The organism is Nodularia sp. LEGE 04288, from assembly GCF_963896525.1.
Lineage (GTDB): Bacteria > Cyanobacteriota > Cyanobacteriia > Cyanobacteriales > Nostocaceae > Nodularia.
On record NZ_CAWQOY010000154.1, the window covers coordinates 15789 to 29040 of the forward strand.

Below are 13252 nucleotides of genomic sequence, written 5' to 3' on the forward strand. Positions count from 1 at the left end.
CTAATCTGCGGGGTTTGAAAATCCGCATACCTATAATTTTTTGTAAAAGAGGAACTAATGAACAGCGTAGAACAGCTGCGGCAAGCAGAACAGGCTCTATTAGAGATTTTTTCTGGAATTGACGCTCAGGTCAAGCATAATCTCAAACGTGTCCTGGATGCCTTTCGTAATCACCGTGTAGGCGCACACCATTTTGCTGGTGTTAGTGGTTATGGTCATGATGATCTAGGACGAGAAACTTTAGATAAAGTTTATGCCCAAGTCATGGGCGCGGAAGCTGCGGCTGTGCGGGTGCAGTTCGTTTCTGGAACTCATGCGATCGCTTGCGGCTTATTTGGTGTTCTCCGTCCTGGAGATGAAATGTTAGCAGTGGTCGGTTCTCCCTACGATACGCTCGAAGAAGTCATTGGTTTACGGGGTAAAGGCCAAGGTTCCCTTATTGAGTTTGGCATAAATTACCGGCAATTGGAGCTAACCCCCCAAGGAACTATAGATTGGCAAACTTTAAGTCATAGCGTGGCTGATCATACCCGTTTAGTATTAATTCAGCGCTCTTGTGGTTATTCTTGGCGACCGAGTTTATCAATAGCGGATATCGAAAAAATAGTTCATTTAGTTAAACAGCAAAACCCCAACACCGTCTGCTTTGTCGATAACTGTTATGGCGAATTCATTGAAACCAGAGAACCTACAGATGTGGGTGCTGATTTAATGGCGGGGTCATTGATTAAAAATCCTGGGGGGACAATTGTCACCGCTGGCGGTTATATAGCTGGTCGGGCTGACTTAGTAGAAGCCGCCGCTTGTCGTTTAACTGCGCCTGGGATTGGAAGTTATGGTGGCGCGACCTTTGACCAAAATCGGCTGCTGTTCCAAGGCTTATTTTTAGCTCCCCAAATGGTAGGGGAGGCGATGAAGGGGACTCACTTAACTGGTTATGTGTTTGATAAATTGGGTTATCCCGTAAATCCCGCACCCCTTGCGCCTCGTGGGGATGTGATTCAGGCGATTAAATTGGGTTCTGCGGCTAAGTTAATTGCTTTCTGTAAGGCGATTCAGCAGCATTCACCTGTGGGTTCTTATCTGGAACCTATTCCCGATGATATACCGGGGTATGAGAGCCAAGTAGTCATGGCTGGGGGGACGTTTATTGAGGGCAGTACTTTGGAGTTTTCGGCGGATGGTCCTTTAAGAGAGCCTTATGTGGTTTATTGTCAGGGGGGGACTCATTGGACTCATGTGGCGATCGCATTAGAAGCGGCGATGGAGGCTGTGGGGATGGTGTAAGAAAGTTGCGAATAAAACCGTGTTAATTCTGAAGCCTCAAATGATTTTTGTGTGAAATAATTCGCGTATACGGACTAATTACTTGTCCATTAAACGCATTTACCACCAAAATGACAACTGACCCTAATCAAAACCAACCCGAAGATTCTCCTTGGAATCCTTTCATTCCCACCAAAAGAGATATAAGCAGAACTGAAGAACTAGCAAAGAAAAGTCCTGTTGTTGCTGGTGTGTTGACATTTTTTATGGTACCTATTGCTATGATTTATCTTAACAGAGGAGTAAATAATCTAAAAATTTTGGGATATGTATTTGTTATTGGTTTTATGCTGGGTGTAGTTTCATATAAAGAAAATGAAGAGAACAATACTGCAAAAACGCCAATAATAGGTAATGTGGTCGGATTGGGTGGAAGTATAGCTTTAATATCTGAGAATATCAGAGCAATTACTCTGGCTCGTAAGCGGTTAGGTTTCAAACAGTATCCATAATGGAACACCAGAAAATAAATTATTCTATATTGTGGGATGGGCATCCTGCCCGTCCTGGGTGATTAGGGAGAATCTTTGCCCGCTATACAAGAACTTTTGGGATGTTTTTTTATTTGTCAGTCAATAAGGACTAAGTATTCACAACTGTCCTTTTACAGAAAAATAAACACAAGCTTTTACTAAAAATATTGATATTTGGCATAATTATCAATAACTTTATAGTGCTGAATATTGAGTGAGCGCTCAATATTGCCCACATAACAAAAATTGCGGTAAAGCAACTGATGCAAGATGTGTGTATGGAAGTTTGTGAGGAGATAAAAAAGCCTGCAAACGCAGGCTCACATATATTTATTTCACGCAAAGACGAAACACTACTCCGGTAACTTATACTCCCCCACAATCCTCTTCGCAAACTCCGGTACATGAGCCGCCAACTTCTCAGGATAATTCCGCTTCACATACAAATAATTCCGCGTAAAATGGGAATCAATTGAAAACCGCGCATACTCCAAACCCTTCGGACCAATTTTTTCAATCACCACACCCATTAATTTCGCCGCCCACATCGGCAGAGTCACCCCTTTATCGTAAGCAGGAATACTCTGTTGCACAGCCTCTTTCCTGTTCCCCTGAGACATCACCGGCTGAGTGTCTAACTGGTCTTGCACCAAATCCAGCATTTCTTTACCCGTATCATTTCTGACTACAATCCACTGCCAGCCGAAGGGTGCGCCCATATAACCCACAACCAAATCAGCCAGAGAATTAACGTAATCAAAGCAACTCATACAGGAAGGTGCAAAAACATCTTTGAGCTTATTAGTCTTTAAACCAAAGAATGGCACTGTTTCTGTAGAACCATCCTCATGTTTGAAGTGAACTCGGAAGTCTTGCATAAATTCATAATGCACCACTGTGTCAGGTGAGCGGCTGGTGGTTTCTAAGAATGTTTGCAGTCCGGCGCGGGTAACGTTATCTACACAAGGTGTACCCAACACATAGAGTTTTTCTAAGCCTAGTTCTTTTTCTACGGCTCTGAGGGCTTGAATTTGGCAACCCACACCAATGACTAATAACCGTTTCATCCCTGATTTTTCTATTTGTTCTAAAACAGAAAGGTTGGGCGATAATGTTGGTTTATTTACTCTGGCTGCCAGTATTTCCTCTGGGGTACGGGCGATAACTGGCATGGGTTGAAAGCGGTCTTCTTTGGTGTTTTGGACACAGACAACACCTTCAACTAAGCCGCGATTCAGCATTTCAATGGCAATGCTACTGACAATACCCGTCCATTGTGCGCCTTCGATGGGCTGCTGTTTGCGGGCGGCGATCATGTCTTGATGAACACCAAAGTAGAGTTCATTTTCATTATCTAGGTCGCGCGATCGCTTGTGGGTTTCTTCTTCGAGTCCGTCTATCTGCTGATTAATAAAAGCGCAAGCTTCCTTGACATAGTGAATATAGTATGTATCGCAAAGTCCGCACTCGCTACAGAGTTCTTTCGCCGGGCGACGGCTAGTAGATTTGAGGGCTTTGGCTTTTTTGTGAGGAGAAACTGAAGTCATGTTAAGCGCAATTTGTGATCTCAAAACTTAAGATAGCGGAATGCTGTAACTTACACAAAATTTCACAGCAATTCTACACGTCCACCCTATGGGAACCTTTACGGAAAGCGAAAGTTCATTTAATACTGACAACTACAGCACGAACAAGTTTAATATTTTACTTCAGAACCAAATTATGAAAAAACAAGTAATTGCCAAATTTGGGCTTTTTATAGCAATCCTTTTGAACGAGAAAATGATATTGATTATTTAGAAGTAACTCATTTAAATTTAAATTCTCAGAACCAAGTTACTCAAATTACTTCCTATTCTACAACTCCTTAGCTCACAATGAACCCAGTCCCCAAAACAGGTGCAGCATTTATCGCCGGCGGAAGTATAGCTGGTGCAGGTATATCCTCAAAAGTTGGCGGAATCGGAATTGTCGGCGGCTTTGGCGGTGTAGGAATTGGGGTAACTCCCGTAGTTGCGGCTGGCGCTGTGGCCGGTGCGGCTGTTTATGGTGCATTCCAAGCCATTACAGAGGGAGATGTAGCCGCATACGGTGCAATGGGTATTGGTGCAGTTGGTGGTGCTGGGGTGGCTAGCGTCGTCGGTGGAATGGGATTTGTTGCACCAAAAGTCGGTTTAGCATTTGGTATTGGTGCAGTCCCGATGGCGGGAATTGGTGCAGTGGTGGGACTCGCTGCTTATGGTATCGCCAAAATGTTAGACGAATCTCAAGTTCAAGAAACTCCCTTTGAGCTTTTGGAACGGATGGAAGAAAAAGTCTTACAGATGGATTACTATTCCGCCGCACTCATGGAGTTAAATGGTGAAAATATTGAGCAAAAATTTGCGGCTTTGGAAATTGAGACTGAGTTCCAAGCACTGAAAGCGAAGGTGAAAAACCAAGTTGATCCTCCTAAATCTCCACCTCCCAAAGTTGAACCCAAAATTGCATCTCAAACAAACCAAAGTCCTGAAACTTGGAGATGTGTACAAACTCTTAAAGGTCACTCAGCAGCAGTTAATGCTTTAGCTATTTCTCCTGATGGTCAAACTTTCATTAGTGGGAGTAATGATAGAACAGTTTATTTGTGGAATTTAAACACTGGCAAATGGTTATATACTTTTTATGGACAAGCCGAAGCAGTTTTATCTGTGGCTATCAGTCCTCATGGTAAGCAAATTATTAGCGGTAGTGTAGACCGGAAAATTAGCAGTTGGCAATTAGATACAAAACAATATAATCGGACATTTTCTTATTTAAATTCTCCCTATAGTCATAATGGCTTTGTTAACTCACTTATTTACAGTTCTGATGGCAGAATAATTGCTAGTGCTAGTACAGATAAAACTATCAGAATTTGGGGAGGTTATACAGGAACTCTCAAACGTACTTTGAATGGACATACTCATACAGTATATTCTGTGGCTATTAGTCCCGACAGTCAGATTATTGTTAGTAGCAGTCAAGATAAAACTATCAGGATTTGGGATTTACAAACTGGTAGACAACGCTGTGTTTTAACTCAACATTCAGCAGCAAATACAGTCATTATTAGTCCTGACGGTCAAACTCTTATTAGTGGAAGCGAAGACAACACAATTAAGCTGTGGAATCTCCATACTGGCGAATTAAGCTGTACTTTGACTGGACACATAACGGCGGTTCTTTCGCTGGCTATTCACCCCAACGGAAAAACCCTCGCCAGTAGCAGTAGAGACGGTATAATTCAACTTTGGAATTTACAAACTGGTGAAGTAATTCAAACTCTAACTGGGTTTAGTCCCGTTGCTTTTAGTCCAGATGGTAAAACCCTATTAAGTGGAGGGAAAGGTGGTGTAATTAAAATTTGGCGACAAATCCAAAGTGATGATAAATTGACAGATGTCTTGTCTGGGGAATGGTGGGAAGTCTTAGGTGTCGATAAAGGCGCTGATTCTGAAAATGTCAAGTCTGCTTTTCATCGATTAGCCAGATTGTATCATCCTGATATTAACAGTTCTTTCAGTGCTAAAGCCTCAATGCAAGCAATTAATCGAGCATATCAGCAATATAAAATACAGAACCTCACCTCCAACCCTTCTACTTGGTAAGGAGAAGGGAGAGTTTGCTATTCTTCACCGCTTAACTAACTGCATCTGACATTTCCCTTTCCCCTCTCTACGAGATGCTGCGCGAACCAAGCCTCTGTGGTGAATTTTTAGCTCAAAAATCGCTAAATAACAAGCTGATTTGTGATTTACGTAGCGTATTTGCGATCTGACTCAAATTATTTTTAAATTGTCACAAAATACTGAATTTTCCTTGGGTACATTCACGATTATTTAATTCTAATTATTAAGGTTTTGTGATTGCCTCAATAATTACTTTATATTGGTATAGTAAATTTCTGGTATCTTGTGAAAAACCTGCATCTGCTTTAAGTTGTGTGCAGTATATATTTTTAGACTGTACTCCTAAAAATTCACCTTATTATTGGTAATTTAGGTAAAATATGCAAATCCTGAGAAGTATTGACATCTAAAATTGTTCTGCTTTTATATTGCATATTCTGAAAAAACATTATAAATTATGAAAATATAGGGGAATAATCTAATTTACCGCCTCAAAACTAAATTCTGATTAAGTAAATCTACCAGACATAGTTAAAACGGCACACACCTTGAGTATTACCGGAGATATATTCTTGTTTAGTCAAGTCAGGTTACGGATGTACAGACAGGACAAAGAATAACCTGCAAATATATATGGTGTGGCTGTTTTGAGGAATCATGACGTTGCTAGAGGCGAAAATACTTAGCTACGATTCACCGAAAAAATAATTCAAAACCAACTAATTGTCGATTAAGTTGCGGATAAATCAGTAGCTTAAGTTATTATTTATAAGTTATTTTTTCAAAGCAATTTGCTATTCAAAACATAGTTTTTGTTATGCTAAAAATAGCATAAATCATCAATGAAGGCGCATCTACAAAAAAATCACCCCCTCAATGGAGTTACCTCGCGATGCCAATAAATGAACTACTAACAGATGAGAATATAGAAGAACAAGCATGGCGAGCGCTAGAGAAGTCAATTCTCTATTATCAAGGTCGCCCCATTGGGACTTTAGCGGCCTATGATCCATCTGTAGAAGCACTTAATTATGACCAGTGTTTTGTCCGGGATTTTGTCTCTTCAGCGTTAATTTTTCTGATCAAAGGTAGAACAGATATTGTTCGGAATTTTCTGGAAGAAACATTAAAGTTACAGCCTAAAGAAAGAGAATTAGATGCTTATAAGCCTGGGCGCGGGTTAATTCCAGCTAGCTTTAAAGTTGTAGTAGAAAATGGAGAGGAACATTTAGAAGCAGATTTTGGGGAACACGCGATCGCCAGAGTCACCCCAGTGGATTCTTGTCTATGGTGGATTATTTTGTTGCGCGCTTATGTAGTCGCCACAAAGGATTATTCCATCGCCTATCAACCTGATTTCCAAAACGGTATCCGGTTAATTATCGAAATCTGCTTGGCTAATCGCTTTGATATGTACCCGACGCTGTTGGTTCCCGATGGCGCTTGTATGATTGACCGTCGTATGGGTATTTATGGTCATCCTCTAGAACTTCAGGTTTTATTCTATGCGGCTTTGCGTGGGGCGCGGGAGATGCTGGTTTGTAAGGGTAATCAGGATATAGTCGCCGCAATTGATAACCGCTTACCGCTTTTATGCTCTCACATTCGCCAGCATTATTGGATTGATATTAATCGCCTCAATGCAATTTATCGCTTCCGGAGTGAAGAATATGGCAAAGGCGCAGTGAATCTATTTAATATCTATGTAGACTCTCTTCCCTATTACGAATTAGACAAATGGCTACCGAGAAAAGGTGGTTATTTAGCTGGTAATGTTGGTCCATCGCAGTTAGACACGCGTTTCTTTGCACTGGGTAACTTGATGGCGATTATTTCCGATTTAGCCACCGAAGACCAGTCACAAGCAATTATGAATTTGATTGAGGAACGATGGGACGATTTGGTGGGAGATATGCCGATGAAAATCTGTTTTCCAGCTTTAGAAAGCGAAGAATACAGAATTGTTACAGGATGTGACCCTAAAAATATTCCTTGGTCATATCATAATGCTGGAAGTTGGCCGGTATTAATGTGGATGTTTGCCGCCGCAGCTGTAAAAACTAACAGAACTGGTTTAGCCAGAAGGACTATTGAAATTGCCAAAGCTCGGTTGAGTGAAGATGAATGGCCAGAATATTATGACGGTAAGAAAGGGCGACTAATTGGCAAACAAGCCAGGAAATATCAAACTTGGACAATTGCTGGTTTCTTGTTGGCAAAAGAACTCATGGATAATCCCAATTATTTACCGTTAGTGAGTTTTGATGAATTACCGCCTGAAGCAGTTTCCCGCGCCTGTGAGTTTGAAATTGGCAGTGTAGAACCTTACTTACCTCGATAGTAGATATGATGAGGTCAATCATCACTGTTATGGTGAAATTCAGTGCAGTAATACTTCAGATAAAGTGTGCAAATCGTCCAATATAAACATTAATTGTAAAGCCCCTTTGTATTTCTATGGGGCTTTTGCTATTTTCTAAATTGCTCTGAGTGATCACTTTGAAAAGAGAGCATATGTGACAATAAGGTAAATGAGAAACTTGGGTTATCCTGAGAGTATGGACGGTGGAATATCGCCCTAGTTATACCGTGGAAAAAACTAAGTAATTATATATCCATCACCAAACTAAAAACTATTGCAAAGGAAGAGTTTAACTCTGGTTTTTCTCTTGCCAAAATCTCATCAAAATGGAGTGTTTCTCAGAATGGAAAGAGAGGAAGTAGTAATAGTTGATGATTTAGAGAAACAGGCTTGGGAAATCTTAGAAAAGTCGATTATTTACTACCAAGGTCGTCCTGTGGGGACAAGTGCTACCTATGATTTTTCGCAAAGCGCGTTAAACCATGACCATTGTTTTATCAGGGATTTTGCATCGTCAGCTTTACTTTTTCTGATCAAAGGTAAATATGATATTGTTAGGAATTTTCTAGAAGAAACTTTAAAGTTACAGCCTAAAAACAACAAATTTGATGCTTATATACCTGGACAAGGTTTGATACCAGGTAGCTTCAAAGTTGTATCAAAGGATGGTGACGAATCTTTAGAAGCGGATTTTGGTGAACAAGCGATCGCTAGAGTTACACCTGTTGATTCTTGTCTGTGGTGGATTATTATCCTACACGCTTATGTCAAAGCTACAAAAGATATAAGTTTCGCCTTGCAACCGGAATTTCAGCAAGGAATCATGTTAATCATGGAACTCTGCTTGGCGACAAGATTTGATATGTATCCCACGCTGTTAGTTCCAGATGGGGCTTGCATGATTTATCGGCGGATGGGTATCTATGGATATCCTTTGGAAATTCAAGCACTATTTTATGCAGCGTTGCGGGCAGCGCGGAAGTTGCTGATTTGTGCAGGTGATGAAGAAATTGTCATCGGGATTGATAACCGCTTACCTCTATTAAGAGATCATATTCGTCATCACTATTGGATTGATATGAAGCGATTGAATGTGATTTATCGCTTTAAGGGTGAAGAATACGGAGAGTCAGCAGTTAATCAATTTAATATATATCCTGATTCCATTCCCTATGCTAATTTAGCTATGTGGTTGCCTAAACACGGTGGTTATCTAGCAGGTAATGTTGGTCCGTCGCAATTAGATACTCGTTTTTTTGCACTGGGAAATATGATGGCGATTATTTCCTCTCTGGCGAGTGAACAGCAATCCCAAGCCATTATGAATCTGATTGAGGAACAGTGGGATGATTTGGTGGGAGATATGCCGATGAAAATCTGTTTCCCATCTGTAGAAAAGGATGAATACAGAATTTTTACCGGATGTGACCCCAGAAATATCCCTTGGTCATACCATAATGGTGGTAGTTGGCCGGTGTTATTGTGGTCTTTAGTTGCTGCGGCGCAAAAAACAGGTAGAATGGATATTGCTAAACGCGCTTTGGAAATAGCCGAAACACGTCTGAGTAAAGATAATTGGCCCGAATATTACGATGGTACGCGGGGGCTATTAATTGGTAAGGAAGCGAGAAGATATCAAACTTGGACAATTTCCGGCTTTCTATTGGCTAAAGAATTGATGCGAAACCCGGCGCATTTAGCATTAATCAGTTTTGCACAGTTTGATTTAGAGAATGCTTCACAGTCTTGTGAGTTGTAATTTTAATCCCAGGAATAACCAACAAAGAAAATTTCTGATTTGGGCTTTTAGATGAGGAAATTTTGATTTAAATCCCCAATCTCACATTTAAAATCTAAAATTGCAACTTCACAAGATGAATTGACTGAGTGGGCGATGGGCAAAGCCCCGCCTCCGGCAATCGCATTCGTGAATATATTAAAATTTAGCTATATTAAACACAAAATTTGTTTTTGTATTCAGTAATTTGCCGGTTATCTTGCTACCACAGTCTTGGAAGTTTCCTTGTAATGTGGATATTTTTTTCGGGCTTCCAGAATTGTTGCTCCATAATTCGAGAGTTACAGTATTACCTTGAACAGAAGCAATTGCTTTTCCCTGATCCAAGGGTTCGGATTCGCCGAGAAATTTCCAATTTCCCTGTTGAGGTGCTTTTCCCGAAGGAATACTGATTTCTAAATAAGTTGCTGCATCATCACCAGCTGCTACTATTATGCCTTTCCAGTTAGCGATAATTGATGGTTTAGCACATATCTGAGGCTGGAATTGAAGTTGTCGATTGATTTGGGCGTAGTTTGTCTGTGCAGAAGCGGCGGAAATTTTACCTGAAAGTGCTAACCCAGTGGAGACAGATACTGTAGATACTGTCATCATAGTAGCAAGAGCAATGGATTTTATCGAAAGTTTCATGGTATTTTGTTCCTTTTAGTTGATGTGGATAAAAGAAGTTTTTTATCACCCTTCACTAACTCAATACGTCTACCTCTAATTATTTATGCAGCCATAAATAAAAAACTTTTTTCTCACCTCTGCGTCCCTCTCCCTTTGGGAGAGGCTAGCGCCAATGCGGTTCAAATCATCTACTATATTTCATGACCAACCCCCGTCAAATAGCTTTTAATGCCTTGCGAGATGTTCACAAAGGAGCTTACGCTGATGTGGCCTTAAATAGAGGGCTGCAAAAAGTTAGCTTGCCGAATCACGATCGCCGTTTGCTGACAGAATTAGTCTATGGCAGTGTCAGAAGACAACGCACCCTCGATGCGCTGATTGACCAACTCGCTACTAAGAAATCTCACCAACAACCCAAAGACCTCCGCAGCATCTTACATCTGGGTCTATACCAACTGCGTTATCAAGAGCGTATCCCCGCTTCGGCGGCTGTGAACACCACTGTGGAACTAGCTAAGGAAAATGGCTTTTCTGGTCTGACGGGTTTTGTCAATGGTCTATTGCGGCAATACATCCGGTTAGCGGAGAAATTACCAGAGCCTCTAAAGTTGCCTGAAAATCCTGTGGAACGTTTGGGAATTTTACACAGCTTTCCCGATTGGATTATTCAGGTTTGGTTAGACCAACTGGATTTGGTGGAAACAGAAAATCTCTGTGATTGGATGAACCAAACACCGACAATTGATTTGCGGATTAATCCTCTTCGCAGTTCTATTGAGGAAGTTGAGGCGGCTTTGGAGTCGGCGGGAATTTTAACGCGGCGAGTTACCCATTCACCCCAAGCTTTAAGATTAATTGGTAGTAGTGGAGCGATCCAAAATCTGCCTGGTTTTAGTGAGGGTTGGTGGTCTGTACAAGATGCTAGCGCTCAACTGGTGGGTTATTTACTCAATCCCCAACCCGGTGATGTGGTGATTGATGCTTGTGCCGCCCCTGGGGGAAAAACTACTCATATTGCTGAGTTAATGGGGGATGAGGGAGAAATTTGGGCTTGCGATCGCACTGCTTCCCGGTTGCGTAAACTGAAAGAAAATGCTCAACGCCTGCATTTACAATCTATTCAAATTTGTACAGGTGATAGCCGCAATTTACCGCAATTTTACAATAAAGGCGATCGCCTCTTACTCGATGCCCCATGCTCTGGCTTGGGAACCCTACACCGTCACGCCGATGCACGTTGGCGACAAACACCAGAATCTGTCCAGGAACTTTCGATGTTGCAAACAGAACTCATATCACAGACATCGCAGTTTGTCAAACCCGGCGGTGTACTTGTTTATGCCACTTGTACTCTACATCCAGCCGAAAATGAAGGTGTGATTTCTACATTTTTAAATCAGCATCCCCATTGGCAAATTCAGCCTCCAGGCGTTGATTCCCCGGATTCCGCCGATTCCACACCCCAAGGCTGGCTTAAAGTCTGGCCTCATCGACAGAACATGGATGGCTTTTTTATGGTGCGCTTAAGAAAAGCCAACGATTCCGAATGAATACTGTTTGTGATTGTACTATTTTGTTGAAGCCCCGAATCTACCGGAGGAGGCAGCAATGGTTACTGATTCCCATGTGAAAAACTTAGTTAAAATTTTGATTGGTGCGGCTTGGATTGATGGTAAAATCCAGCCTGAAGAACGGCAATATTTGCGGGAGATAGCTCAAGCAAAAGGTTTGGCGACTGATCCAGAGATTAAGCCTTGGCTATACGAATTGGTTCCTGTGAAACCAAAAGAATGTTATGCCTGGGTAGAAGAATATTTAGGCGATCGCCCTAGCCTCGAAGATTGCGAAAATCTCATTGAGGCTATCAGTGGATTAATTTACAGTGATGGCGAAGTGGCTGTAGAAGAAGCACGACTGCTGACCAAACTACAGGAGTTAACAAAGCTGAATGAATCTACTCAACCAGCTTATACAGCCTTGCTTAAGCAAATTCAAAAGCTTTATCGTCGCTGGGTTGATGTGCAGAACTAACCCCAGAGTTTTCAGTTGAACAGACGCGATAAATCGCGTCTAGTCATCCAAGTTATCAGTTAGAAGAAATAATTGGGTCGAAATTCTTAACTAAATTAGCGTGATAACTGTTCACTGTTCACTGTTCACTGATTTAAGACTTCGGTTCACCCACCCCCGGAGTTTCTTCTTTTTCAACTTTAGGTACAAAATCAGGACGCTCTTTGCTTTCCCAACCAGCAGGTCGTTTGGAGTTGTACCAAGCGATAGAACCAATGGTGACAGCAGCAATAAAACCAACTACATACACCAAGGTAAAAGCTAAAGGAAAATGTGAACCTTGTGCAGCTGCTTCAGCAGCTGTTTGCATCAATAAATTCATGAGTATATTATCCTAGTGTGAGCAACATTACTTAAGACACTATAAAAAGAGCGTATCACTTACATCCACCCCAAGTTTGAATAAATTGATGAGATGTAGTAGATATTGCCGTGAGGAACTCGACTTTCTTTGATAAAGGCGATCGCCACCAAAGCTGTAAATCAACCATAAAATAGAGTCAATAGTCAATTACCGTCAAGATGGCTCACTACCAAAAACTCCTAAAAATTTCGACTACGGGCAAAAATTTTCAGAATATCACTGCCAAAATTGCCGCCACTGTCGCAGAGTCTGGGGTGGAAACAGGTCTTTGTACCTTATTTTTACGCCATACTTCCGCCAGTTTAGTGATCCAAGAAAATGCCGACCCGGATGTACTGGTGGATTTAGCCAACTTTATGGCAAAACTCGTGCCAGAAGGCGGCAAATACATTCACGATGCTGAAGGCGCAGACGATATGCCGGCACATATCCGGACAGCACTTACCCATACTTCTGAACAAATTCCCATAAATCGCGGTCATTTAGTCCTGGGAACTTGGCAAGGCATTTATATTTGGGAACACCGTCAGCGTAGTCATACAAGAGAATTAGTTATCCACATTTCTGATTAGGGAGTGGGGGGAGAAGAGGCAGGGG

Annotated in this window: 11 protein-coding genes; 8 read left to right on the forward strand and 3 right to left on the reverse strand. The window is 41.5% G+C overall.

The window, feature by feature from the left end; all coding sequences use genetic code 11:
• Positions 1–57 precede the first annotated feature (57 nt).
• Positions 58–1287 (forward strand): methionine gamma-lyase family protein, encoded by a 1230-nt coding sequence (locus AACX33_RS22520; RefSeq protein WP_194001917.1) that lies wholly within the window; start codon positions 58–60, stop codon positions 1285–1287.
• Positions 1288–1397: 110 nt separating this feature from the next.
• Positions 1398–1778, forward strand: coding sequence for a hypothetical protein (locus tag AACX33_RS22525; protein WP_194001915.1), 381 nt, complete (start codon positions 1398–1400; stop codon positions 1776–1778).
• 374 nt (positions 1779–2152) lie between these two features.
• On the opposite strand, the gene AACX33_RS22530 is transcribed toward AACX33_RS22525, so the two are convergent.
• On the reverse strand, positions 2153–3346 hold the full coding sequence (locus tag AACX33_RS22530; protein ID WP_194001913.1) for a Coenzyme F420 hydrogenase/dehydrogenase, beta subunit C-terminal domain: 1194 nt from the start codon (positions 3344–3346) through the stop codon (positions 2153–2155).
• Positions 3347–3676: 330 nt separating this feature from the next.
• Here AACX33_RS22530 and AACX33_RS22535 point away from each other — a divergent pair, with 330 nt between their 5' ends.
• From AACX33_RS22535 to AACX33_RS22545, 3 genes are all read left to right on the forward strand, one after another.
• Entirely contained in the window at positions 3677–5428 is a 1752-nt protein-coding gene (locus AACX33_RS22535; RefSeq protein ID WP_194001911.1) for a DnaJ domain-containing protein, read from the forward strand.
• A gap of 913 nt (positions 5429–6341) precedes the next feature.
• Positions 6342–7790, forward strand: a complete 1449-nt coding sequence (locus AACX33_RS22540; RefSeq protein WP_194001909.1) for a glycoside hydrolase 100 family protein — start codon at positions 6342–6344, stop codon at positions 7788–7790.
• A gap of 364 nt (positions 7791–8154) precedes the next feature.
• A complete protein-coding gene (locus AACX33_RS22545; protein ID WP_194001907.1) occupies positions 8155–9570 on the forward strand; it encodes a glycoside hydrolase 100 family protein in 1416 nt (471 codons plus the stop codon).
• Between the two features lie 177 nt (positions 9571–9747).
• Here the strand turns inward: AACX33_RS22545 and AACX33_RS22550 are convergent, their stop codons facing one another.
• Positions 9748–10239, reverse strand: coding sequence for a hypothetical protein (locus AACX33_RS22550; protein ID WP_194001905.1), 492 nt, complete (start codon positions 10237–10239; stop codon positions 9748–9750).
• 182 nt (positions 10240–10421) lie between these two features.
• On the opposite strand from AACX33_RS22550, the gene AACX33_RS22555 reads away from it, so the two are divergent.
• Together AACX33_RS22555 and AACX33_RS22560 are read left to right on the forward strand one after the other, a co-directional pair.
• The gene (locus AACX33_RS22555) at positions 10422–11771 is read left to right on the forward strand and encodes a 16S rRNA (cytosine(967)-C(5))-methyltransferase (RefSeq protein ID WP_194001903.1); all 1350 of its coding nucleotides are present in this window, start codon (positions 10422–10424) and stop codon (positions 11769–11771) included.
• A gap of 58 nt (positions 11772–11829) precedes the next feature.
• Complete coding sequence (locus AACX33_RS22560; RefSeq protein ID WP_194001901.1) at positions 11830–12252, forward strand: tellurite resistance TerB family protein; 423 nt, start codon at positions 11830–11832, stop codon at positions 12250–12252.
• Between the two features lie 133 nt (positions 12253–12385).
• Here AACX33_RS22560 and psb35 read toward each other — a convergent pair whose 3' ends face one another.
• Complete coding sequence (psb35, locus tag AACX33_RS22565; protein WP_194001899.1) at positions 12386–12613, reverse strand: photosystem II assembly protein Psb35; 228 nt, start codon at positions 12611–12613, stop codon at positions 12386–12388.
• 200 nt (positions 12614–12813) lie between these two features.
• On the opposite strand from psb35, the gene AACX33_RS22570 reads away from it, so the two are divergent.
• On the forward strand, positions 12814–13227 hold the full coding sequence (locus AACX33_RS22570) for a secondary thiamine-phosphate synthase enzyme YjbQ (protein WP_194001898.1): 414 nt from the start codon (positions 12814–12816) through the stop codon (positions 13225–13227).
• The last annotated feature ends 25 nt before the right edge of the window (positions 13228–13252 follow it).